The following is a 23,930-nucleotide window of genomic DNA, read 5'->3' on the forward strand; positions in this document are numbered from 1 at the left end:
TTCTTTATTGAACCGGCGCCTTTCAGCCCGACCCCCCGGGGCTGAAACGCGACAACCCCGGCCCCCTCCCCCCCTGGCCGGGGTTGTCCTCTGTCTGGGGTCGTTCATTTTTCGGCGCGGCGGGTGGCCGCGTTTAATCGCCGGGCTGGGCGGATCTGGACGCGTCAATCTGCGGTCAATCAATGTGATGAGCGTACACCATTGTTGAGCAGATTCAGTATAGTGAATCTGCTTACATCGAACCGCCCACCGAGTCGCGCGTGCGTCTCATCCACAAGCACGCCTCAGTCCACAGATGTGCCCACTCCTTGCGGTGCCGGGCGTACCGGCGACCGATGCGACGCATGCTCGGTTCATGTCCGACGACCTCCTCGCCCTCGTGGCCGAACACCTGCACGACGACGTTGCCCGGTGCGCCGCAGCAGCGGGATATCGGTTGATCCCAGGTGACGCACGTGAGTGCCGACGGGACTGGCTGAGAACGCGGGCGGTGGTGCTCGATCCGCCCGCAGTCGCGACACTCGCACCGAGCTCACTGCCACGGCGTGGCGGCGTCGTGCTGATCTCCGATACTGAACCCGCTTCCGCGACGTGGCGCGGTGCGCTCGATCTCGGCGCCGTCGACTCCGCGGTTCTTCCAGAAGACGAGTCCCACCTGGTGCGGATTCTCACCGAGTTGCGGCTGCCGGCGTCACGCCAGGCAGGAGCGTTGGCGTTCATTCCGGCGCACGGCGGGGCCGGAGCGTCGACACTCGCCGTCGCGAGCGCGCTGGCCGCCGTCGAGAGCGGAGAGCGGGTGTTGCTGCTCGACATCGACGAACTCGGGGCTGGGTTGGATCTCACGCTCGGTGTGGAGGCGCGCGAAGGGCTCCGGTGGCAAGACCTCTCCTTCGACGAGGGGGCCGTCAGCGGTGCTTCGCTCCGAAATGCGTTGCCGCGCTACAACGACAGGCTCGCGCTGGTCACCGGTAGGCGTGATGACATCCGACCGCTCGCCCGTGGGCCCGTGCTCGCAGCGGTAGACGCCGGTCGCGCTCATGGCGACCTCGTGATCGCAGACCTCCCGCGTGCCGATACCCCGGTGGTCCGCGCGGTGGCCGAGTCGGCCGAGTTGGTGGTGGTCGTGACGACTCCGACCGTCGCGGGAACTGCCGCCGCACGTCTGCTGATCGCTCGATTGTTGACGGCGTGCCCGCGTGTCGAGCTCGTGATCCGCGGGCCGTCTCCTGGCGGGTTGCGAGCGGCTCAGGTTGCCGACGCCGTCGGTGTGCCGTTGATTGCCGCGTGCCGACCCGACCCGCGCCTGGCCATGCGCCTCGAGGCCGGACGCCTGCGGGTCGCGCCGCGCAGTCCGCTGGGCCGAGCAGCGTCGGCCGTGTACTCGCGATTCACCGATGCTCGAGTGGCGGCGTCATGAGTAGCGTGGCGCCACAGAGGGTGTCACGGCTGCAGTCGACCAATGCGACCTCCGACGACGCTCTGATCGATCGGGTGCGCGAACGCCTCGCCAAGGAGTCGGCCGAACCGACGGCTGCGGTGATCGCGGAGGCGATTCGCGCCGAGTCGGGTGGTGTCCTCGGCGATACCGATCTGCTTGCGGCACTGCGACATCTGCAGACCGAACTGACGGGCGCGGGCCGACTCGAAGTGCTTCTCGCCGAGCCCGGCGTCGCCGACGTGCTCGTCGTCGGACCGCAGCGGGTCTGGGTCGATCGGGGCGGTGGTCTCGAACCGACAGGTATCACCTTCGACGACGACGCGGCAGTTCGACGACTCGCGAGTCGGCTGGCGCTCGGCGCTGGGAGACGTCTCGACGACGCGCAACCGTGGGTCGACGCCCAGCTCACCTCACTCGGCAGGCGCGGACTCACCGTACGACTCCACGCGGTCATCCCTCCGCTGGCCGCGGACGGCACGTGTATCTCGCTGCGGGTATTGCGAACGGCCGGAATGGATATGGCGGGACTGATCGCGTCGGGGGCGGTCCCGCCCGAGTTGGTCGCGGTGCTAGAAGCGATGGTCGCCGCACGTCTGGCCTTTCTCATTGTCGGCGGGACCGGCTCGGGTAAGACGACTCTGCTGAACGCGCTGATCGGTGCGATGGCCCCGACCGATCGGGTGCTGTGCGTCGAGGACGCCTTGGAACTCGCCCCTGCGCATCCGCATGTGGTGCGTCTCGTCGCGCGAACGTCGAATGTCGAAGGGATGGGGGAGGTTCCGGTGCGTGTTCTCGTCCGTCAGGCGCTGCGAATGCGTCCCGACCGCATTATCGTCGGCGAGGTTCGCGGCGCCGAGGTCATCGACCTCCTCACCGCGCTCAACACTGGTCACGAGGGTAGTGGCGGGACGTTGCACGCGAACTCGACGTCGGAGGTTCCCGCTCGTATGGAAGCGCTTGCGGCACTTGGGGGAATGAACCGGGAAGCCTTGCACTCACAGCTTGCCGCCGCTGTACGAATCGTCGTCGGGGTGAGTCGTACGGCCGGTGGCGCGCGGGGGATCGTCGAAATCGGACTGGTATCACGGAACGCCGACGGGTGGGTCACGATACTGCCGATCTGGCTGCGCAACAGTGGATTCACCGACCATCGTGCTGAGTTCGACGCGATGGTCGAGGAACGCACATGAGCGTCGTGTTGGCGGCGCTTGCGGTCGCGGTGACGTGGTGGCCGAGGAGTCGGGTCGAGCACCGTTTGTCCACGCTGACGGGGATGGCGGCGACGCGGTGGGCCCGCTTGCAGCCGAGTGCCTTTGGCTTGATCTGCGCCCCGTTGATGGCATTGCTCGTCGGAGGCATCGCCGGTGCGGTGGCGGCATCGATTGCGGTGGGGCTGGTCGTCTGGCTTCGCCGGCGCAGGGCTCGGGCGGCTGAACACGAGACTCAGCGCGACGAGATGCTGACGGCTCTGGCACTGATGATCGCCGAACTGTCGGTGGGAGCACCGCCGGCTCACGCATGTGCTGTTGCAGCGCAGGAGATCTCGCGGGGAAGAGAGACGCCATCGGAGGTGGCCCAGGGGCTGACCGTCCTGGCCGCGCGCGCAGAACTCGGCGGGAGCGTCGTCGTCGACGACATGTCGGATGGTCGGGGGCAGGTGTCTGGTTCGGATTCCGGGGGTTCGGTTTCAGAGGGCTCGTGGCGGCGGATCGCCGTCGCGTGGCGGACCGCAGAGCATTCGGGCGTTCCGATGGGGGAGTTGCTCGAGGCGCTGCGCGCCGACCTCGCCGCGCGACGCGCATTCACCGAGCGCACGCGTGCCGGTCTCGCGGGTCCACGCGCGACCGCCGTTGTGCTGGCCGGACTTCCGCTTCTCGGGATCGCACTGGGCCAGGCGACGGGCGCACGCCCGATCCAGGTTCTACTCGGCGGAGGCCTCGGCGGCATGCTGTTGGTGATCGGCACGGCGCTCGTCGCGGCGGGCATGGTGTGGACCGAACGCATCACCGACAAGGTGGTGCGCGGATGACGGTGTCGATGTTGCTGCTCGCAGCGGCGTTGCTGACCCTGCCGCCGCGGCGGTGGCTGCTGTATCGGGTTGTCGAGCCACCGGACCGTCCATCGGGCGAAGCGCGGTGGCTCGGCAGGAACCGTGAGGTCGACGATCCGTTCGCCGTTGCCGCAGGCCTCGACCTGTTCGCGGTGTGTCTGCGTGCGGGTCTCACAGTCCCGGCCGCCGCGCTCGCCGTCGCGCAGACGGCGCCTGCGGTGTTGGCGGAACCGCTGACCGCTACGGCAGAGCTACTCGAGCTCGGCGCTGAGCCCGAGCGCGCGTGGTCGACGCCGCTGGGAGATCTGTCCGCGCGCCGAAAGTCCTCCGACACAGACTATTTCGAACAGTTGTCGATGCTCGCTCGGCGGTCGGCTCGTGCTGGGTCTGCGCTGTCGGCTCAGGTAGGTGAGCTCGCTGCCGAGACCCGACGTCGCGCACACGACGACGCGCATGCTCGTGCGGAGCGGGCCGGGGTGTTGGTCAGCGGGCCGCTCGGCTTGTGCTTTCTCCCGGCGTTCGTGTGTCTCGGCATCGTTCCGGTTGTGATCGGCCTCGCAGGCTCGACACTCTCCGGTCTGTAGAAACTCGATGGATCTCTGCGCGGGTTCTCAACGTCAAAGCAGTGCAATACCGACTAGTTTCACCTCAACCGAAAGGCACATCATGAAGATCCTTGACTCGACCCGAAGCGGAATCGAGCGAATCGCGGGTCGTACCAACGCGAACCTGGCCAGATTGATCACCGACGACGAAGGCATGAGTACGGCAGAGTATGCGATCGGGACGATTGCGGCAGCCGCGTTCGGGGCGATCTTGTACACAGTGGTCAGTGGCGACAATATCGTCAGCGCGCTGACCGGGATCATCACCAAGGCGCTCAACACGTCGGTGGGTTGAGATGCGGCCGCGACGGATTGTCGACGACGAGTCGGGAATGGTCACGATCGAGGGAGCGTATGCGATCTCGGCTGTCGTGATCGTCGTGATTCTCGCGGTGGGTGTGGTCACGGCTGTGACAACCCAGATCCGCTGTACCGATGCCGCCCGAGAGGTGGCTCGGCTGACGGCTGCGGGTGATGATCACGCCCGCGCCGCCGGCGAGCAGATCGTGCCGGGGGCGCAGATCTCCATTGCGGCGCAGGAGGATCGGATCGTCGTCGAAGTCCGTCGTGGTGCGCCGATGGTGCCGGGTCTGACACTGTCGGCGCGGGCCGTCGCCGTTCCCGAGCCCGACGGTTCCGACCAGGTCGAAGTCGCGCCGGGCGTGGTGCGGTGAACCGCCGCTTGGCGGGTGCGGCGCGGGCGCAGCGGGATTCACGCCTCACCCGACTTCTCCGCGACGAGGGCGGCTACGCCACCGTGGCTGCGGCAGGCGCGATCGCGGGTATCGCAGCGTTGATCGTGTTGGTCATCTACGTGGGTGCGGCGACGCTGGCTCGCCATCGTGCGCAGTCGGCAGCCGACCTCGCGGCGTTGGCGGCCGCGGCAGATCATGTTGCGGCGCTGAATGATCCGTGTGCCACGGCCAGGTCCCTCACGTTCGAGCAGCGGCCGCGGGCGGAGGTCTTCGAGTGCACGGTCGTAGGTGAGGACGTCGTGGTCGGTGTGCGTGTGTCGGTGTCGTTGGGGGCGTTGGGAATCCGAGCGGCGTCAGCACGGGCGCGTGCCGGTCCGGCAGATGACCCGTGACGCCTTCCGCCGTGCTGCCCACTGGCGACAAGCAGTGTGGTCCGTTCGTACGCAAACGTCGACTTTCCCCTGATCGAGTGACATCGGCGGTGCGCCGGGCTGGGTACCGTCCAGTGGCGCAGTATTGTTCCGTTTGTCCGAATCTCGGAGGTCGTCCATGAAGTTCTCCCGTTCAGCTGGCGCTGCTGCACTGTGTGCTGCCGCGGTGGTCCTGTCGATGCCTGCTGCCGCTCACGCGGGGGGCACCAAGGACCCGCGATACGCGGCGCCGCCCGCTTCGTCGGCGCCGACGTCAGCGTGCTCGGATCGTGCGCCGTACACGGGGCAGTGGATTGGGCACGGGCGATCGATCGATCTGCGCGACAACGGTTCCGGAACCATCACACTCGGCAGCGGTGCGTCGAACAGTGAGACGTGGACGCTGGGCTGGAAAGCGCAGAGGACCACCGTGTTCCCCGACTGCGGCATCCTGACCGAGGTCAAGGCACAGACCAACAAGATCGGTGAGGGCAGCTACGGACTGCTGGCCGCCGGGAAGCGGTTCGAGGGTGCGTTGGGTAAGCGGGAAGGACACACGGTTCTGCTGATGTCACTGCATCCCGGACAGGACTCGATTGCGTTCTGCCGCAAGGACGACTACGCCCGCGACTGTGGCGCGTAGTTCCCTATCCTCGCAAGGGTCTCTGTCGTGGCGGGGGAGATCAGGCTCCGCACTCCCGTGAGTAGCCATACTGGTCCTGGTTGCACCAGGGCAGTGAGTGCCCGGCGGCGGTGAAGCCGGCCATCTGCATGTAGGTGACTGCTTGTGAATCCTTCACCAGCACACCGTGATAGACGGCACCGGCGTGCATCGAGTTGTCTCCCAGACCTTCGCCGTGCTTCGAGATCTGTTCTCCGAGCGTCATGGTGGCGCCGCTGGAGTCAGCGCTCCAGGTGAGTGTCCACTTCTCGCCGTCGGCGGCACCGATCGATACCGACATGTCGCCGGTGCCGTCGGCGTTGAGATTCATGTCTCGCGTGTGACCCACCCATGCCCCGGTGAAAGCGTCGGCACCAGAGGGAGCTTTCGGGGTTGCTGATGCCGTCACGGTATTCACGGGCGTGCCAGGGTTCACGGGTGCGGCAGAGTCGACCTCGGTCGGGCCCGTGGTGCCGGGGGCGGTTTCGGATTCGGTGACGGTCGACGTCACGACGACAGGTGCCGACGGACTGGGCGTCGCGGATGAGTTCTCGTCGGGACCGCAGCCGGTCGCCGTCAGCGCCAACGCGATTGCGGCAGAACCGAGTACACACGCCCTCGCGAGCCGTGTTCGGTGTCGTCTGATGTCGGGCTGATCGATGCGCATGACCGTTCCTCTCGATGACTGGACCCGATAGGTGCTCGATCCGACGACGACTCGAACAGGCAATCGTGACTCGACGAAGCGCGGGCCTCTCACCGACTATCGCAACGAATCGCCGCGGCGTATCACCACGTCATTCAGCTGAACGGCAGCCGGTACGGCGAGGTCGGCGCCATGTGAGGGGCAGAACTCAGAGAGCGTCGTCGCCGATGTGGATACGCTTGGGGTACACCCGTGTCGAATCCATCGGGGCGAACCAGACCTGCGAGAAGGAGACCTCGGCGTCGCCGCGGTAGGCGAGTCGGAGTCGGCCCGGCCCGGCCTTGGAAGTCGAGCCGGGAATCGAGCCGTCGGCAAGGTCGGCACTTGCAACGCGGCTGTTCGGAATGCGCGGTGCCACTGCGTCGACGAATGGGGCCCAGTGCACCACCTCGCTCTCGGTGAGGAACGCGCCTGCGGCGGCGTTGACCTCGCCGGTCTCGGTGTCGGTGGCGAGATAGACCTCGCCGAGTGCGGTGGCGATGCGCGGCCCGACCATTGCGCTCTGCAGGTACCACTGCGCGGTGTCGACGACGTCGGCGTCGAAACGGGCGGCACACCAGGCGAAGTGGATGTCGAGTGCATCGAGTGCCTGCGCCTCGGAGTAGAACACGTCCGGCTCGCCGATCGACGCCGGCAGAGTATCGGCGGATCCCGTCGGACGAGCCATTAGGAAGAACGCTGGGCGCGCGCGAGTAATGAGCGGCGACGGTGTCACGCGATCGGGGGTCCCCTCATACATCGTTCAAGTATCCCTGAGAACAGTCTGTGACAGGCGGTAGTGACCGGATTCGTCAGATTCGACGCGTTGGGGAACGGTCCAATTCGCGGCTGACCTCGGCTGAGCGGTCAGCGGGACGGCACTGGTCAGACGCCCAAGCGGAGGAATACGGCCGCGTGTGGCACGATTCGCCAGGTCCAACCTGAGAGTTCGCTGAGACTGTGCGCTGGGAGCCTTCAGTGCGACACCGCCACACCGATTCACACCCACACACCATGTCTGCAGACGGCACGCCCACAGTCACCACGCCCGCTACCACGCCCGCGGGCTCTGGCTCAGCGACCCCGCGATAAACTGCTGACCAGCGGTCGGGCGCTCTGCGGGGAGTGCCTGTCCGGTCCGCTCTCGCCTATTGAATTTGCTGCGGGCAGTGCTGCCTACGGGGCGTATGTCCGCGGCGTGTTGCCTACGGGAGATGATCGGGTGTCGGCCGAATGCGTCGCGGAGCGGTCCGGCGATGACGCACAACCTGACGACGCGCAATCTGACGAGGCACAACCTGACGAGGCACAACCTTCAGGGCACGTGCGTCGCGGGGCGTTGCTCGGTCGCGAACGTGAACAACGTGAAATCGGCGGTGTCATCGACTCCGTAATCGCAGGCCACTCGGGAGTCGTGCTGGTGCGCGGCGAACCGGGCGTCGGCAAGACGGCACTGGTGACTGCCGCGGCGGACGGTGCAGGCAGGGCCGGGGCCGCGGTGTTGCTCGGGCGCGCGGTCGCCTTTGAACAGTCCCTCCGCAACGCGCTTCTGCAGGTGCTTCTGCTGCATCTCGTCGATGGGTCGACAACTGTTGCATCGCAGCATGTCTCGACGCTGCGCCTCGCGCTCGGACTGGAGGCCGGGGAAATGCCGACGTCACCAGCGCTGGCGGATGCTGTTGTCTCCCTCGTTGCCGAGATATCCACTCGCGCACCGGTCGTCATCGTCGTCGACGATCTCCAACACGCGGACCAGAGCTCGAAGGAGGTGCTCGACGCACTCGTGATGGCGCGGCTGCCACGTGTGGCGGTGGTGGCAACCGCTCCGGCGCACACGCAGTGCGGGCTCGGCTCGTGCACGGTCATCGACGTCGTGCCACTCGTCGGCGACGCCGCGTCGAAACTCCTCTCTCTGGCCCACCCGAACATGGCACTCGAGGTCCAGCGCCGCATACTGGCACTTGCCGAAGGCAATCCACTCGCGCTGCGCGCGTTGCCCGCCGAACTGCGGCACGACCACCTCGACGGCTCGGCGTCGTTGCCGCCAGTACTTCCAATGTCAACTGTGCTGCGAGACAGACTGTTTCCCGACATGCCGGAGCTTCCCGGTGTGACGCGGCGCCTGCTCTTGATGCACGCGTTGGCGCCCGACATTCCGGTCAACGATCTTCTCGCGGCCCTCGGCAGTCGCACATACTCGGAGGTCGTCACTCCCGCGCTGGACGCGGGGGTCGTCGAAATCAGCGTCTTCGACGGCGAGGCCACGCCCGCGGATTCGCCACGAATCCGCTTCACCCGAGCGCTCTTCGGCTCGGCGCTGATGAGCACGGCAACCGATGACGAGCGTTCGGCGACGTATCGATCGCTGGCTCGGGTTACGTACATCTCAGCCGGGATCGAATCCGACTTTTTCGAATCCGACTTGTCTACGGGAAGAACCAGATTCGACGACGCGCTGGCAACTCGACTCGAAGTGGCCACGGAGGCCGACCTGTGCACCGGCGAGTGGCGTTCGGGGCTGGACCGACTTCAGCGAGCCGTCGAGCTGACCGGTGACCGCGGTGAGCGTCACCGGCGACTGGCTCGCGCAACGCAGGTTGCCGCGCGCGTCGATCGTGAAGTGGCGGCACAGATGTTCGTCGGAATGCAGACAGGGCAGCGGCATTTCGAGAATTCGATCACCGACGCACTCGCCGCGTCGGCTGTCATCGTCATCGACGACGACGGCGATGTCGACACGGCGTATCGAATGCTGATGGATGCCTTCGAACGCACTGCGCCGCACGACGCCGACGATCCGGTGGTTGTCGAGGCCGTCGAGGCCCTGCGCGAATTGTGTTGGCTCGGTGGGCGGGCGGAGTTGTGGGACGGATATCGGCGGGTCGTCGACGAGGTGGCTCCCGAGGCGTCGTCTGCGCTCGGACTTATGGCGGCACTCTGGAGGGGGCCGTCGACGCTGTCAGCCGTGCAGCGGACCACTCTGGACGCGCTGATCGCCGGATTGTCGGTCGATCATTCTCCATTGTGGATCGGCGAGATCGCCGAGATGGCAGCGACATTCGACCGGATCGACGAATGTCGTGCGGTACTCGATGAGCTGATCGACGGCATCGACACCTGCCGCGACGTGACGAGCAGGCCGTCGATCGCGGCGGTGTGGGCGATGCTGCTGCTGGCGCAGGACGCGTTCCACCGTGGTAAATGGTCCACCACAACCGAATTGGCGCGACAGGCCAAGGCGGTCTGCGGCGTCGACGGCCACGATCACCTCGGCTGGCTCGCCGACTACCTGCTCGGTATGGTGGCCGCGGTTCGTGGTGAGGTCGACCTGGTGGAGCAACTCGCGGCGCGCATGCGTGCCTGGGCGATCCCGCGTCGTGCCTTCGTGCTCATCCGGTTCGCCGAACACCTGTGGACGTTGGTCGCCGGTGGGCGAGGGGACGTCGGTTCGGTGTACATACATGCAACGGCGGTCAGTCCGGTCGGTCGGCTCGGACCCTACGTGTCGATGTCGGGAATGATTGCGCTCGATCTCGTCCGATCGGCGACTCGCACCGGTCGTGACGACGACGCGCGGGCGCATGTCGCCGCCATCGAAGAAGCTCAGATCGGTCGAATCTCTTCGCGGCTGAACCTGATTGCGCTGGCGTGCCGGGCGATGATCAGCGGCGACGATTCGGGCCGACTGTTCGAGGAGGCGCTGGCGCTACCCGGAGCCGACCAGTGGGTCTTCGAGTACGCGCGTATCCAGTACACCTACGGGATGGAACTGCGACGTAACCAGGAACTCGTCGCTGCCAGGAGGCAACTGCGAGCAGCATTGTCGACGTTCGTCGAACTCGGTGCCACGCCGTGGGCCACGCGCGCCGAGGCGGAACTCGACGCCACAGCACCGACACGCAACGTGGTGGCCGCAGACTCGGAGCTGACCGCCTACGAGCTGCGCATCGCTGAGATGGCCGCGGCCGGACTCACGAACAAGACTGTCGCAGAACGACTCGACATCTCTCATCGGACCGTCGGCAATCATCTGTATCGGATCTACGCGAAGCTGGGAGTGACATCACGGGTCGAACTGCGAGACGTGCTCGCAGTATCGAAGCCGAGGACCGGCAGCCCCGCCGGCCGACTGGTCAGGTGAAGAGGGCGCAATCACGCAGTGCCGTACGGGATCTGACTCCGACGGTGCGGTATACGTGCGAAAGGTGGCTTCCGACCGTGCTCGGTGCAATGCCCATCCGAGCTGCGATGGCACGGTTCGACATTCCGGATACGGCCATCTCGGCGATGCGATGTGCCGTGGCGGAAATCTGTGGGGATCTACGCGGCGGCGTGAAGGTGGTGACCGACTCGCCGAGCAACCGTAGTTCATCGGCGGTTCGTGCAGACCAGTGGTCGGCGCCGAGCACGGTGAACGTCGAGAGAGCTTGGTAGAGTTCCTCTCTCGCGGCGCGACCGAGGCCGTTCATGCGCAACCGACGCCCGAAGTGTAAGCGCACGCGCGCGACGTCGAACGGCCATCGGTCGGCGCCGGGCGTTGCGATCGCAGAGCGATATGCCTCGACATCGTCGGTGACGATCGCATACGAACCCGCACGCAGGAAAGCGAGCCGGAGATCGGGCCCTGGACCGACTGCGGTCAACGCCTGCGCCACCGACTCTGTTGCCGAACGTGATTCGCATTCGGAGGCGGCCTCGGCGAGGTCGATGATGGCGCGGTCGCCGCGAGTGATGACGTCGGCGGGCCCGTCTTTGGAGGCGCGGAAGATGCGTAGCGCGCTCCGCGGATTACCCGCGCCGAGAGCGGTGACAGCCTGGAGGTGGCCATGGTGTCGCGTGACGCCGACCCCCTTGGATATCCACTCGGGTACCGCGAGGGATGCGGTCGATGTCGAGAGCAGCTCTCCGCGATACGCCGACAACAGTTTTCGTGCACTGACGAGATACGCCTGTGCGTAGAGTTGCAGGCCCGACTCGCGGCAGAGGGCAATCCCACCGTCGAGAATCCGCTGTGCCTCGTCCCAGCGTCCCGCACCGAGATAGTGCGAGCCGAGCATCCACGCGGCACACACCGACGAGGTGACCGACGAGCGGGGGTCGCTCCACACGCGATGCAACGCGGCACGCCACCAGTAGCTGCTGCTGCGCGAGGTTGCGACAAAAGCGCTGCGCACTACATCAGCGCTGTCGGTTGAGTGTTGCAGGGTGTCGATCAGTCGGTCGAGCCGAGTATCGAGGTGCGCATGCGATGCGCGATCGGGCGAAAGTGTCTGCGCCGCAATCAGTGCCCATTCCGGTGCTGTCGCCGCGTGTTGGGTTACCAGGGCGGTGAATTCTGACCAGTGCTCCGGCCGGTCGTCGAGATGGCACAGCTGGTAGTGCGACCAGAGTGCGTGGTCGAGAATGCGGTCGCCCGGAATCGACGGCTGTGCGCGAATCGCCCGCGCGAATGTTCGCTGTGCCTCGCGGATCGACTCCGGCGCCTTCGCCGACAGGTACGAGCGCGCAACGACGGCTTCGAGCGAACGCGTCGCTGTGGCGTCGGTGCTCAGTGCGTCATCGAGAAGTGCACTGGCGGTGGGGATATCGGCGCTCACAGCAGAGACCAGAGCCGACGCCGCCGCCAGTCGTCGAGCCTTGGCGGGCGGGTCTGTCGTGCGGGCGGCGCTGAGCCTGAAATTGTCGGCGGCAGTGTGGGAGTCGCCGTGCCGAAGCGCCTGCGCCGCAGAACGTTGGAGAAGATCTGCGACGTCGTCGTAGTCCAGTCCGACTGTCGAGGAATCGCTCTCGGGAAGTGCTGACTCGGTCGACGCGATGGCGAGATAGCCTGCGCGGACCAGTTCGCGGGGGCGGCCGTCTCCGCGAAGCGTGATGCGACGACGATCAGCGGAATCAAGGCTCGGAAAGTGTAGGCGCAGAAAGCGATCGGACGACGACACGTCGAGCGGATGGACCGCGATCGCGACGTCGACCGCATGGCTGGGAAGGCCTGCGACACCCGGCACGCAGGTGGTGACGAGCTTGACCCGGCTGCCGGTCAGGCGTCGGCACAGGAACGAGAGTGTCTGTGCGGCAGTGTCGTCGAGCTGGTCGGCGTCGTCGAGTCCGATGAGTAGCGAGTGAGATCGCGGCCGACGCGCAAGGCTGAGCAGCGTCTGTCGCAGATCGGTGGCGGCATCGTCCGCGACTGTGTCCGAGTGGGACTCCGATGTGTCGGATTCGCGGAGGTGGGCGGCCAGTTCGGTCAGAACCGACTCGGAGCCGGCGCGGGTGTTCAGCCGCGCGAGTCGGTACCCGGCCTCCGACGCCATACGTTCGGCCGCGGCCAGCAGTGCTGTGCGCCCGGTGCCCGGTGCGCCGACCAGCGCAATCGAATGGTCAGTCGGCGACGAGACGAATGAGCTCAGTGACGCAAGAAGCCGGTCGCGCGCCGTCAGGGTGTGTGACACCACCGCGCGGTGACCTCCCCTGTGAGCTAAGTTACTTGCAAGTACAAACAACAATGTAGCTCACCTCGGAGGCGCCCAGATGTCCGGGTTGCCGGAAGCTGGAGTCGGCACGTCCGGCCTTGCACGGTGGCAGAACACAGCGACGCCCACGACCGTGGTGGTCGTGGGCGCCGCGTTGTTCGTGGAGCTGCTACTTCGAGGCGGAGCCGCTCGTCGACGACGCGTTCGACGCGTTGCTGCTCGAAGCCGACGACGGTGACGACGCGGCGTCGGAGTCGGCCGAGGCGGTGGCGTCGGAACTCGCGGCTCCTCCGGCTTCGGCAGAACCGGCGTCGGCAGAACCAGTGCCCGCAGATCCCTTGCCGGCAGTGTCGGTGCCGCTTGTCGTGCCGGGGTCGGCTGCGGGGGAGTCGTCGGTCGCTCCGGCCGCGTCGTCGCCTGCGGTAGCAGGTGCAGACGCGCCGCCTGAACCCGTCACGCCATCCGTGACACCCGGCCCCGTGACGCTCTCGCTCGGCGGGACCGCACCGGCGTCGGACGAACCGGAGTCGGTGGATTCCGACGAGGTAGCGGTCTCCGCGAGATCGGTTGCGGTCGTTGCGTCCTGGGCATCGGACGCTACCGGTGTCGCAGCCCTGACGATCGGCGCGCTCGCGACCGACGAGGCATCGACGGTGTACGACGTCTTCGGAGGTAGCGGAGCGAGCGCACCCGCGATCGACGTCACGATGTGCTGCAGGGCGCCGAGCGTGCCCGGCAGGAGGATGTTGAGCTGACCGTCCTCGTCGAAGCTGCTGTCGAGCGCGGGGTGCAGCAGACCGCCATTGATGACGGGGAAGTCACCGAGACCGATGATGTTGCCGACGCTCGGGCCATAGCCGCCGTTGAGGAGGCCGTCGAGCATGACGCCCGGAGCTTGCATCAGCGCGGTCGCGACCTGCCCGATATCACCGGCTTCGGCGCCGTCGACCACGCTCTGGACAGCATGCCCGACCGCCCCGAGGCCGCCGGCCAGCGGACTGATGATGCCGATTCCGGCGAAGAGCACGACCTCGGGCACCTGATAGACCAGGCGCTTGCCCGCGGCGAACGGCTCCGACAGCGCAGCGCTGATTCGATCGTTCGGGATCGCCCCGGCGAGCGCCAGTCCGGCGTCGAGCGGCACGTCGAGGATCTTCATCAGTGCGGGCATCACCGATCCGGTGGACGGATTGATTGCCGCGTAGATCGGCGCGACGGCGACCAACAGGATGTTGTTCATCGCCGACTCGATGTCGCCCGCCTTCAGTGCTGCGGTGACGGCGGCGAGCAACTGCGGAACGTCGTTGCGCAGTGCGTCGGCAACGTCGTTGACCGCGCCCGACAGCCCTGGTCCGACGCCGGCGGCGGCCTCGGACGCCTGCTTCCACAGCGCGGCGAAATCGGGGCTGGTGCCCGCCTTCCACTCGCCGTTCGCAGCGCCGTCGGCGACGCCCTTGACGAGATTGAGCTGGTTCTCCAACACCTGGCTCAATATCGGCAGCGCTTTGTCGGGCGAATTGGCTTGCAGCGTTTCGATATTCGTGAGCGCCCGCTGGATCGCGTCCGCGTAGATCTGCGTCGGGTCGGCATCGGCGGCCAGGGTGGTCAACGCATGCGCGCCGACGGTTGCGGTGTCGGCGACGAGCTGCGTCGTCGACGCTGCTCCCTCGGTTGCGGCCACCGTCGCGGCCTGGCTCATCGCCGGGACGGCTGCGATCACTGCGGCACTCGCGATGGACATCCCGGTGAGGGCCAACGCGCCCACCCCCGGGCGAACGACAGCGTTCTTCATGGTCACTCCTTGTCAGTGGCGGCACCAGAACCTCGTCCGCCCCCGAGCGACCCGATTGCGGCGCGCACCACCACCCGACGCGCCGTCGTCGAGGGTGCCTCGTTCGCACAGCGAAATGACGGGATACGCGCAAGCCGGTAGCCGCGTGACTCAGCTTGTGACGCGGAACACGGCGCACAAAAGCGCTCGGCGCCCGCGGAGTAAGTGTCCGCGGGCGCCGAGGCGTCGTGAGTGGTGTGTCGGATCAGAGCGTTAGCTTTCGCTCGACGCTGAGCTCCCTGCCGCGTCGGATCCGGACTTCGACGTTGCGGAGTCCGCAGACTCCGTGGTGTCTGCCGCGTCGGCGTCAGCATCGGCATCAGCGTCGGCAGCCGAGCCGGTTCCCTTCGACTCCGCAGAATTCGAACCCGTGCTGCTCGAACCCGCGCTGCTAGATCCCGCAGAGCTCGAACCCGTGCTGCTCGACGTCGAGTCGGTAGCGGACTCCGAAACGTCTGCGGTGCTGGATGATTCGACGCTGCCCGACTTATCGCCGGAAGACTGCGCGGGTGCCTCTGTGGAATCGGCAACCGTTGCCGTCGGCGCAGCCGCATCCGAAGCAGCCCCATCGGACGCGGTCGCAGCCGCGTCGGAAGCAGTCGCGGTCGAGTCGGTCTGGGCCGCGACCAGCGTGGCCATGTCGGCGCTCACGGTCTTCGGCGGCACCGGCGTGATGGCCTTGAGGATGTCCGCCTGAAGGCGCTGAAGCACCCAGCCCGTGCCCGGAATGATGGTGGCGCGGTTGCCGTCGGCGTCCTTGCCGAAGAGCTGCAGCCCGCCTCCGAGCAGGCCGCCGCTGACGACGCGCACTCCGTTGACGCCCACCAGTCCGCCGACGCTCGGTCCGTAGCCGCCGTGCAGGAAGCCGTCGAGCGTGATGGCAGGCGCCTGGACGAGTGCTGTCAGTGCGCCTTCGAGATCGTTGGTGCCCAGGGCGTCGATCACGTTCTGCACGCCGCGACCGAAGCCGCCGATCCCGCCTGCGACCGGGCTGATGATCCCCATCCCGATGTAGGCGAAGTCGGAGCCGATCACGTTGTTCACCTTGATGGCGTTGCTGATCGGTGTCGAGATGGCGGCGGCGATGTCGGCGTTCGGGATCGCACCCGCGGCGATGAGGCCGGCGTTCAGCGGAACGTTGAGCAGCTTGACGAGCGTCGGGACGACTCCGCCGCCTGCCTTGGTCGGCTTGATCACGGAATACACCGGCGTGACCACGGCAAGCAGGAGGTTGTTCATCGCGCCTTCGATGTCGCCTGACGAGAGCGACGTCGAGACGGCTTCGAGCAGCTTGGGGAGCTGATCGGAGAGTGCCGCGGTGACGTTGACTTCGATGCCCGCGGAGTCCAAGCCGTCGAGTGCGGCCTGGATCTGGGTCCAGATCGGCGAGAAGTCGGCGGCCTTGCCCTCTTTCCACTCACCGGCGACAGCACCGTTGATGATGCCGTTGACCAGCGCGGTCTGGTTCGCCAGCAGCTGGTTGAGGATCGGGTACTCGGTCTTCGACGCCGTCTTCTTCAGCTTCTCGATGGCAGCCTGTGCCTTGGTGAGCACCTGCTGGTAGATCGCGAGCGGATCGGTGTCGGTAGCGGAAGGTGTTGCGGCAGAGGGTGTTGCTGCAGAAGATGTTGCGGAAAGTGGCGTCGCCAGCGCTGCGGCGGCCGCAACAGCGGCGTCCTGCGTCACGGCCGTTGGCGTTGCTGCGGCATACGTGGCTGCCTGGCTCATCGACGGGACGGCCCCGATCACCGCGGCACTCGCCACGGAGAACCCGGCGAGGGCCATCATGCTCGCCCGTGGGCGAACGGCAGCGTTCATCATTGTCACTCCTAGAAACCGGTGGCGAGCAGTCGTGAGTAGTCGGGGTGGCCAGGTGGACCCCGCAGGTGGACGCCGTCGCCACTCGCCGGCGCTCACCGCCGATGACTGTGCATGCCGAATCGACAAAAGGGACGAATCGTCGCAACGCCGTGGACAAATGACTCAGCTTGCGAGGTGGGTCATATCCCGCAGCAGGTGTGTGATAGATCGCAGCACGCTCAGGGCTCCCGCCTTGTCGAGCGGTTCATTACCGTTGCCGCATTTCGGCGACTGCACGCACGACGGACATCCCAGCTCGCAGCCGCATTCGGAGATGGCGTCCGCGGTCGCTGCGATCCACGTCGCGAACTGCGCGTACCCACGCTCGGCGAATCCGGCTCCGCCGAGATAGCCGTCGTAGACGAAGACGGTCGGAAGTCCGGTGTCGGGGTGCAGGTTGGTCGAGAGCCCTCCGATGTCCCACCGGTCGCACGTCGCGACGAGGGGCAGCATGCCGATCGCCGCATGCTCCGCGGCGTGCAGGGCACCGGGCAGGCGCGTGGCGTCGATACCCGCGTCGGACAGCGATTCCGGCGTCAGCGTGTACATGACCGCGCGCGTGTGCAGGGTCTGACGCGGCATGTCGAGTTCGACGGCGTCGAGAACCTCGCCAGACGGAAGCGACCGCAGATATCCGACGACCTGATGGCTGACGTCGACGTCGACGAACGCCACCGATAGCGGCCCGTAGGTGTTCGACGAGACCACGGACGTCACCGACACGTCCGTGGTCTCACGCGCCGACGTCGTCCAGTCCGGCTCCTCGGGATGAGCCAGCGCGAGTCCCTCGTCGAGATCGAGTTCGTCGACGACATAGCTCTCGCCCTGGTGGATGTGTAGCGCTCCGGGATGCACCGTGGCGGGTGCGCGACCGGCGTCGACGGTCCCGAGCAGCTCCGACGTCGTCGCATCGACGATGAGGACCTGCCCGCCGATTCCACCGCGAATGTCTATGTCGCCGTGGGGTTCTACGCCCGCGGCCGGATACCAGCCCGCCTTACGCTTTCGGAGTAGACCGTCGGCGGCGAGTTGCTGCACGGCGTCGCGCGCGCCCCAGCGCTCGATCTCGTTGTCCCCCAACGGGTACTCGGTGGCTGCACACAGCAGGTGCGGCGCGAGGATGTACGGGTTGGTCGGATCGATCACGGGCGCCTCGACCGGCGTGGCGAGTAGCGCGTCGGGATGGTGGACCAGATACGTGTCGAGCGGGTCGTCGCGTGCGATCAGGACGACGAGCGCATCGCCGGATTCACGTTGGCGCCCAGCACGTCCCGCCTGCTGCCAGAACGACGCGATGGTGCCCGGGTAGCCCGCAATGATCACTGCGTCGAGTCCGGTGATGTCGACGCCGAGTTCGAGTGCGTTGGTGGTCGTCACCCCGACGAGCCTGCCGTCGGAGATCGCGGCTTCGAGTCGACGACGATCGTCGGCGAGATACCCCGCGCGATACGCGGCCACCTTGTCGACGAGGTCGGGAGCGCTGTGCGACAACAGATCACGAGCCCGCAGCGCTGCGATCTCGACGCCCCGCCTGCTGCGTCCGAAGCACAGTGTGCGAGCGCCCTCGACGACGAAGTCGGCCAGCAGGCGGGATGCCTCTGCATCTGCGGATCGTCGTACCGGAGCATTGTTCTCGCCGGTCACGCCCGGCACGAAGTCGGGTTCCCACAGCGCGACTGTCCGCTCACCTCGCGGCGACCCGTCGAGTGTGACCCCGACCGCGGGTTCGCCGATGAGTCGTTCGAGTGCGGCGGCGGGATCGGCGACGGTCGCGCTGGCCGCGATCACCGTCGGCTCCGAACCGCACGCACGTGCCAGACGCAACAGTCGACGCAGCACCATCGCGGTGTTGGAGCCGAACACTCCACGGTAGTGGTGACATTCGTCGACGACGATGTATCGCAGGTGTGCGAAGAACTGTCGCCATTGGCCGCGCGACGGGCCGCCGGTGTGTGTGCCGGGCGTTGCGACGCCGGTGAGTATCCCCAGGTGCAGCATGTCGGGATTGGTGAAGATCCACCGTGAATGTGCGCGAGCCCACTGTCGGATCTCGGAATCGGTGTCGCCGTCGTACGCGCACGGTTGGAGGTGGGAAAAGTCGCGGCGCCCGGAGATGATCGACGTGAGTGCCTTGAGTTGATCGGCGCCGAGAGCTTTTGTCGGGCTGAGATACAGTGCGGTCGAGTGTGGTTCGGCGAGAAGTGTCGTCAGAATTGGCATTTGGTACGACAACGATTTGCCAGATGCAGTTCCGGTCGCAATCGATACATGTCGGCCTGCGAATGCGTGGTCGGCGGCCTCGGTCTGATGAATCCACGGTCGTTCGATTCCGCTATCGACGAGAGCGGAGCGGACCTCACTCGAAATCCATTCCGGCCAGGGCGCGAAAGTTGCTGAGCGGGAATCGATTACCGAGAGATGGGTTACCGGACTGGAGTCCGGATCTGTTCCAGCCAGTGAGCGACGAAGAAGTTCGGTGCCGAACGTGGAGTGGTGCATAGACGAAATGTCGTGCTGATCGGGCGATCTCGGTTCGCGAGGCCCCAATCGGTGCGAGTGCGTGATTGTGTCCTAGAGCCAGCCGGTTTTCATTGCATACGATGTTACCTTTCGGTCTCGAACGTCGAAAAATCGGGTGCTTTTGGCTCAGAGTGATTGCGACGACTATCCAAGTCGCCTCGAACATGATTGACTGAGTTCGGCCGCAGCTCCCGGGCGGCCATCGCTGATTGCGGTGATCGCGCGGGATCGGGTTGCAGCCGTGGTACTGAAGTTGTCAGGCCGAATGGTGTTCGTCCACGAACTCTTCCAATCGGCGTTCTCCGAGGTATGGCGGTACGACCGGCCGCGACACGTGACCAGCGTGTCGGGACAGTTTGAATGTATGTAAAGGATTGCAGGAATGGCACAGGGGACTGTGAAGTGGTTCAACGCGGAGAAGGGCTTCGGCTTTATTGCTCCCGATGAGGGCAATGACGACGTGTTCGTCCACTACTCGGAGATCCAGGGCAACGGCTTCCGTACCCTCGAGGAGAACCAGCGCGTGGAGTTCGAGGTCGGACAGGGCACCAAGGGTCCGCAGGCGACGGGCGTCCGCGCCGTCTGAGACTTCGGCTCAACAGACGAGCTTGATCGATGCAACGCTCCCGTCCTCTTTCGAGGGCGGGAGCGTTCGTCTGTCAGCGTTCCTTTATCTCCGAAGACGATCGGTGACGCGGCGTTCGACGTCCCTCTGTTCGACGCCCCAGTAGGCAAGGCACCAGTATTGTCTGGTGCGTGGGCCAATTGGCGTTCTTCTCCGCCGAACTCGACGAGCCGTCGCTCGACGACCTCGGTGGTCTTCTCGCAGCGCACGGACAGTCGTCGCGCATCGCAGGTAGCGGGTCGGGCGCGGGTGGTACGCGCGTATCGATCGTGCTGTCGGCGCCATGGCGCGCGTCGGCCGTCGTGGAGGAGCTGAAGGCCTGCGGTGTCGACACCGAGCGCGCCGAGTCCGACGAGGGCAATCCGCTCGCACGCACCGCGCTCACTCCGCTCCTCGACACTCTGCATGCAGCCTGGTCGCGCGGCGCGGTCAAGGCAGTTCCCGCAGGCTGGGTACCCGGCCCCCGTGCGCTGCGACTCTGGACGATCGCGGCGGGATCGTCGGATGCCGGGCACTACCAGCTCGGACTCGATCCACATGCGCCCGATACCCATGCACAACTCGCGACTGCGCTGATGCGGAGCGGGATTGCACCTACTCTTGTTGGCACGCGAATCCATTCGCCCGCACTGCGGATCTCGGGTCGTCGTCGACTCGCTCGTCTCTGCGAGTATGTCGGCGAGGCGCCGCACTTCGCGGGAGCGCGTGCGGACTGGCCGGACGTCGGGGACTGACGAACGACACACATCGTTTCGCGCTCGGCATATTCAGCGTTGACCTGGCGTTATGGTCGGCAGCGTCGTCGAATCGCGTGGTGGATACCCGCCCATCGTGAATTCCGATGTGCAAATGGCGCTATACATAAGGTACAAACCTCAAACGAGACGAGACCCCACCCGCCGGCCAACCGGCACGCGGCGGGCGGGTCCAAACCGAAGGACACCCGTTGGCCGAGACCAGCACCACCGCACCCGCAAAAGGAGAAGCGATCCGACGACTGGTGATCGTCGAGTCGCCGACCAAGGCGCGCAAGATCGCGGGGTATCTGGGGGGCAACTACGTCGTGGAGTCCTCGCGCGGTCACATTCGTGACCTGCCACGGGGTGCCGCCGACGTTCCGGCGAAGTACAAGGGCCAGCCCTGGGCGCGGCTCGGTGTCAACGTCGACGACAACTTCGAGCCGCTGTACGTGGTCTCGGCAGACAAGAAGTCGACGGTTTCCGAACTGAAGTCGTTGATGAAGGATGTCGACGAGCTCTATCTCGCGACGGACGGCGACCGCGAGGGAGAGGCCATCGCCTGGCATCTGCTCGAGACGCTCAAGCCGAAGATCCCGGTCAAGCGCATGGTGTTCCACGAGATCACCGAGCCTGCGATCCGCGCCGCAGCCGAGAACCCGCGCGACCTCGACATCGACCTCGTCGATGCGCAGGAGACCCGACGCATCCTCGACCGCCTCTACGGCTACGAGGTCTCACCCGTGCTGTGGAAGAAGGTCATGCCGAAGTTGTCGGCGGGCCGTGTGCAGTCGGTGGCAACGCGCATCATCGTCGAACGTGAACGCGAGCGCATGGCGTTCGTGTCGGCCGAGTACTGGGACGTCGACGCCACGCTCGACGCCGGTGAGTCGACGACCCCACGCACCTTCTCGTCGCGGCTCGTGTCGGTCGACGACGCGCGGGTCGCCGCCGGTCGCGATTTCGACTCACGCGGCAACCTGAAGCGCGCCGACGGCGTCGTCGTACTGGATCGGGAGCGGGCGACAGCCCTGGCCACGGCCCTCGACGGTGCCGACATGACAGTCACCTCGGTCGAGGAAAAGCCCTACACGCGCAAGCCGTATGCGCCGTTCATGACCTCGACGCTGCAGCAGGAGGCGGGTCGCAAGCTGCGCTTCACCTCCGATCGCACGATGCGCATCGCGCAGCGGCTGTACGAAAACGGCTACATCACCTACATGCGTACCGACTCGACGACGCTGAGCGAGTCGGCTATCAACGCCGCACGAGCACAGGCTCGCGATCTGTACGGCGCCGACTTCGTGCACGCCACGCCGCGTCAGTACACCCGCAAGGTCAAGAACGCTCAGGAGGCGCACGAGGCGATCCGACCGTCGGGCGAGACGTTCCGGACCCCCGGCCAGGTTGCCGGTCAGCTCGAAGCAGACGAATTCCGGTTGTACGAGCTGATCTGGCAGCGGACCGTCGCGTCGCAGATGGCCGACGCGCGCGGCACCACGCTGAGCCTTCGCATCGCCGGAACCGCGAGCGGGCAGGGCGGCAACGGTGAGCGCTGCACGTTCGCGGCGTCGGGTCGGACCATCACGTTCCCCGGCTTCCTGTCGGCGTACGTCGAGACCGTCGATGAGCAGGCGGGCGGCCAGGCCGACAACGCCGAGACACGGTTGCCGCAGCTCACCGAGGGGCAGCACCTCACCGCCACCGACCTCGAGGCCGACGGTCACTCGACCAACCCGCCCGCCCGCTACACCGAGGCGTCGCTGGTCAAGGTGCTCGAAGAGTTGGGCATCGGCAGGCCGTCGACCTATGCGTCGATCATCGGGACCATCCAGGACCGCGGTTACGTGGTGAAGAAGGGCAGCGCGCTCGTCCCGTCGTGGATCGCATTCGCTGTCGTCGGGTTGATGGAGGCGTACTTCGAGAACCTCGTCGACTACGACTTCACGGCGTCGCTCGAGGACGACCTCGACCAGATCGCGAACGGCAACGAGAACCGCACCCGCTGGCTGACCGAGTTCTACTTCGGCGACAAGGCGGCCGACGAGTCGTCGAGCGGTGATCAGGGCGAAGTGCCGGAGATCGCAGGCTCCGACATCGCCAAACACGGCGGATTGAAGAAGCTCGTCGGCGTGAATCTCGAGGAGATCGACGCCCGCGAGGTCAACTCGATCAAGCTGTTCGACGACGAGCAGGGCCGACCGGTGTATGTCCGCGTAGGCCGGTTCGGGCCGTACCTGGAACGCAATGTGGCGACGTCGCCCGACGCAGAACCGGATCTCCAGCGCGCCAACCTGCCTGCCGATATGACTCCCGACGAGCTGACGCTCGAGGTTGCGGAGAAGCTGTTCTCGACGCCGCAGGAGGGGCGCTCGCTCGGCGTCGACCCGGTCAGCGGACACGAGATCGTCGCGAAGGAAGGACGATTCGGACCGTACGTCACCGAGATCCTGCCGTCCGACGACGACGAGGACGGCTCGGGTGGCGGCGCTGCGCCGTCCACGATTCCCGCAGGTCCGACCCCGCGTGACGGCGGCGAAGGCGGTGTGGTGCCGCTCGACGACGCGCCCGCGGGCGGTGGCACGGCCACCAAGACGGTCGCGAAGAAGACTGCCAAGAAGGCCGCGAAGAAGGCGGGACCCAAGCCGCGGACCGGTTCGCTGTTCAAGTCGATGGACATCTCGACGGTCACACTCGACGACGCACTCAAACTGCTCTCACTGCCGCGGGTCGTCGGCGCCGACCCGGAATCCGGCGACGAGATCACCGCGCAGAACGGCCGCTACGGGCCGTATCTGAAGAAGGGCACCGACTCGCGGTCGCTGGCCAACGAAGACCAGATCTTCGGGATCACGCTCGACGAGGCGCTCAAGATCTACTCCGAGCCCAAGCGTCGGGGACGGCAGGCCGCAGCACCCCCGCTGCGTGATCTCGAGAAGAACGACGAGGTCAGCGACAAGCCGATGGTGATCAAGGACGGCCGATTCGGCCCGTACGTCACCGACGGCGAGACCAACGCCAGCCTGCGCAAGGGCGACGACGTCGCGACCATCACCCCCGAGCGGGCGATGGAACTCCTCGCCGACCGCCGCGCCCGCGGCCCGGCGAAGAAGGCCACGAAGAAGAAGGCCACCGCGAAGAAGACGCCTGCGAAGAAGACCGCCACCAAGACGGCCGCGAAGAAGACCGCGGCCAAGAAGACCACGGCTGCGAAGAAGACGACCGCGAAGAAGACCGCCGCGAAGAAGAGCGCCCCGCCGGCCGAGGAGTGATCTCGACAAGCTCGATCAGCGGGTGGGCGCTCGATCAGCGGGTGCACCCCGCTGGGTGATCTCGACAGGCT

The 23,930-nt window shown here is 66.4% G+C and carries 18 protein-coding genes; 12 read left to right on the forward strand and 6 right to left on the reverse strand.

The annotated features are described in order from the left end of the window. Positions 1-355 precede the first annotated feature (355 nt). The 8 genes from ssd to RND64_RS02400 all read left to right on the forward strand — a co-directional run bounded on the left by ssd (position 356) and on the right by RND64_RS02400 (position 5,841). Complete coding sequence (gene ssd / locus RND64_RS02365; protein WP_049700577.1) at positions 356-1,417, forward strand: septum site-determining protein Ssd; 1,062 nt, start codon at positions 356-358, stop codon at positions 1,415-1,417. Then, complete coding sequence (locus tag RND64_RS02370; RefSeq protein WP_049700578.1) at positions 1,414-2,628, forward strand: TadA family conjugal transfer-associated ATPase; 1,215 nt, start codon at positions 1,414-1,416, stop codon at positions 2,626-2,628. The genes ssd and RND64_RS02370 overlap by 4 nt, the downstream gene beginning before the upstream one ends. Then, complete coding sequence (locus tag RND64_RS02375) at positions 2,625-3,467, forward strand: type II secretion system F family protein (protein ID WP_049700579.1); 843 nt, start codon at positions 2,625-2,627, stop codon at positions 3,465-3,467. Before RND64_RS02370 ends, RND64_RS02375 begins: the two co-directional genes overlap by 4 nt. Next, positions 3,464-4,072 (forward strand): type II secretion system F family protein, encoded by a 609-nt coding sequence (locus RND64_RS02380; RefSeq protein WP_049700580.1) that lies wholly within the window; start codon positions 3,464-3,466, stop codon positions 4,070-4,072. Before RND64_RS02375 ends, RND64_RS02380 begins: the two co-directional genes overlap by 4 nt. A gap of 82 nt (positions 4,073-4,154) precedes the next feature. Further along, entirely contained in the window at positions 4,155-4,388 is a 234-nt protein-coding gene (locus RND64_RS02385) for a DUF4244 domain-containing protein (protein ID WP_049700581.1), read from the forward strand. Position 4,389: 1 nt separating this feature from the next. Continuing rightward, on the forward strand, positions 4,390-4,767 hold the full coding sequence (locus RND64_RS02390; RefSeq protein WP_049700582.1) for a TadE family type IV pilus minor pilin: 378 nt from the start codon (positions 4,390-4,392) through the stop codon (positions 4,765-4,767). Continuing rightward, positions 4,764-5,180: an Rv3654c family TadE-like protein gene (locus RND64_RS02395; RefSeq protein ID WP_152930148.1), complete on the forward strand. Its 417-nt coding sequence runs from the start codon at positions 4,764-4,766 to the stop codon at positions 5,178-5,180. The genes RND64_RS02390 and RND64_RS02395 overlap by 4 nt, the downstream gene beginning before the upstream one ends. A 157-nt stretch (positions 5,181-5,337) precedes the next feature. Further along, on the forward strand, positions 5,338-5,841 hold the full coding sequence (locus RND64_RS02400) for a hypothetical protein (RefSeq protein WP_049700583.1): 504 nt from the start codon (positions 5,338-5,340) through the stop codon (positions 5,839-5,841). A 40-nt stretch (positions 5,842-5,881) separates the two neighbouring features. Here RND64_RS02400 and RND64_RS02405 read toward each other — a convergent pair whose 3' ends face one another. Next, positions 5,882-6,526 (reverse strand): hypothetical protein, encoded by a 645-nt coding sequence (locus RND64_RS02405; protein ID WP_049700584.1) that lies wholly within the window; start codon positions 6,524-6,526, stop codon positions 5,882-5,884. A gap of 187 nt (positions 6,527-6,713) precedes the next feature. After that, positions 6,714-7,304 (reverse strand): hypothetical protein, encoded by a 591-nt coding sequence (locus RND64_RS02410; RefSeq protein WP_049700585.1) that lies wholly within the window; start codon positions 7,302-7,304, stop codon positions 6,714-6,716. Positions 7,305-7,766: 462 nt separating this feature from the next. Here RND64_RS02410 and RND64_RS02415 point away from each other — a divergent pair, with 462 nt between their 5' ends. Next, complete coding sequence (locus tag RND64_RS02415; RefSeq protein WP_235434453.1) at positions 7,767-10,685, forward strand: helix-turn-helix transcriptional regulator; 2,919 nt, start codon at positions 7,767-7,769, stop codon at positions 10,683-10,685. Here RND64_RS02415 and RND64_RS02420 read toward each other — a convergent pair. The 4 genes from RND64_RS02420 to RND64_RS02435 form a co-directional block, all read right to left on the reverse strand. Then, positions 10,678-12,993, reverse strand: a complete 2,316-nt coding sequence (locus RND64_RS02420) for a helix-turn-helix transcriptional regulator (protein WP_331436415.1) — start codon at positions 12,991-12,993, stop codon at positions 10,678-10,680. The two genes, RND64_RS02415 and RND64_RS02420, sit on opposite strands and share 8 nt — an antisense overlap. 190 nt (positions 12,994-13,183) lie before the next feature. Next, entirely contained in the window at positions 13,184-14,806 is a 1,623-nt protein-coding gene (locus RND64_RS02425) for a hypothetical protein (RefSeq protein ID WP_049700587.1), read from the reverse strand. A 252-nt stretch (positions 14,807-15,058) separates the two neighbouring features. Next, on the reverse strand, positions 15,059-16,666 hold the full coding sequence (locus tag RND64_RS02430; RefSeq protein ID WP_049700588.1) for a hypothetical protein: 1,608 nt from the start codon (positions 16,664-16,666) through the stop codon (positions 15,059-15,061). Between the two features lie 162 nt (positions 16,667-16,828). Next, a complete protein-coding gene (locus RND64_RS02435) occupies positions 16,829-19,204 on the reverse strand; it encodes a DEAD/DEAH box helicase (protein WP_049700589.1) in 2,376 nt (791 codons plus the stop codon). Between the two features lie 403 nt (positions 19,205-19,607). Between RND64_RS02435 and RND64_RS02440 the strand changes: the two genes are divergently transcribed. The 3 genes from RND64_RS02440 (at position 19,608) to topA (ending at position 23,859) form a co-directional block, all read left to right on the forward strand. Beyond that, on the forward strand, positions 19,608-19,811 hold the full coding sequence (locus RND64_RS02440) for a cold-shock protein (protein ID WP_005171662.1): 204 nt from the start codon (positions 19,608-19,610) through the stop codon (positions 19,809-19,811). Positions 19,812-19,981: 170 nt separating this feature from the next. Beyond that, complete coding sequence (locus tag RND64_RS02445; RefSeq protein ID WP_049700590.1) at positions 19,982-20,584, forward strand: hypothetical protein; 603 nt, start codon at positions 19,982-19,984, stop codon at positions 20,582-20,584. 212 nt (positions 20,585-20,796) lie between these two features. After that, positions 20,797-23,859 (forward strand): type I DNA topoisomerase, encoded by a 3,063-nt coding sequence (topA, locus tag RND64_RS02450; RefSeq protein WP_049700591.1) that lies wholly within the window; start codon positions 20,797-20,799, stop codon positions 23,857-23,859. Positions 23,860-23,930: the final 71 nt, after the last annotated feature.

Origin of the sequence: Gordonia sp. w5E2, assembly GCF_036540975.1 — a bacterium.
Classification (GTDB): domain Bacteria; phylum Actinomycetota; class Actinomycetes; order Mycobacteriales; family Mycobacteriaceae; genus Gordonia; species Gordonia jacobaea.

What these genes read in the sequence shown, in the direction of transcription:
- ssd (WP_049700577.1), top strand. Translation starts at nt 356, where the DNA reads ATGTCCGACGACCTCCTCGCCCTCGTGGCCGAACACCTGCACGACGAC.
- RND64_RS02370 (WP_049700578.1), top strand. Translation starts at nt 1,414, where the DNA reads ATGAGTAGCGTGGCGCCACAGAGGGTGTCACGGCTGCAGTCGACCAAT.
- RND64_RS02375 (WP_049700579.1), top strand. Translation starts at nt 2,625, where the DNA reads ATGAGCGTCGTGTTGGCGGCGCTTGCGGTCGCGGTGACGTGGTGGCCG.
- RND64_RS02380 (WP_049700580.1), top strand. Translation starts at nt 3,464, where the DNA reads ATGACGGTGTCGATGTTGCTGCTCGCAGCGGCGTTGCTGACCCTGCCG.
- RND64_RS02385 (WP_049700581.1), top strand. Translation starts at nt 4,155, where the DNA reads ATGAAGATCCTTGACTCGACCCGAAGCGGAATCGAGCGAATCGCGGGT.
- RND64_RS02390 (WP_049700582.1), top strand. Translation starts at nt 4,390, where the DNA reads ATGCGGCCGCGACGGATTGTCGACGACGAGTCGGGAATGGTCACGATC.
- RND64_RS02400 (WP_049700583.1), top strand. Translation starts at nt 5,338, where the DNA reads ATGAAGTTCTCCCGTTCAGCTGGCGCTGCTGCACTGTGTGCTGCCGCG.
- RND64_RS02405 (WP_049700584.1), bottom strand. Translation starts at nt 6,526, where the DNA reads ATGCGCATCGATCAGCCCGACATCAGACGACACCGAACACGGCTCGCG.
- RND64_RS02410 (WP_049700585.1), bottom strand. Translation starts at nt 7,304, where the DNA reads ATGTATGAGGGGACCCCCGATCGCGTGACACCGTCGCCGCTCATTACT.
- RND64_RS02425 (WP_049700587.1), bottom strand. Translation starts at nt 14,806, where the DNA reads ATGAAGAACGCTGTCGTTCGCCCGGGGGTGGGCGCGTTGGCCCTCACC.
- RND64_RS02430 (WP_049700588.1), bottom strand. Translation starts at nt 16,666, where the DNA reads ATGATGAACGCTGCCGTTCGCCCACGGGCGAGCATGATGGCCCTCGCC.
- RND64_RS02435 (WP_049700589.1), bottom strand. Translation starts at nt 19,204, where the DNA reads ATGCACCACTCCACGTTCGGCACCGAACTTCTTCGTCGCTCACTGGCT.
- RND64_RS02440 (WP_005171662.1), top strand. Translation starts at nt 19,608, where the DNA reads ATGGCACAGGGGACTGTGAAGTGGTTCAACGCGGAGAAGGGCTTCGGC.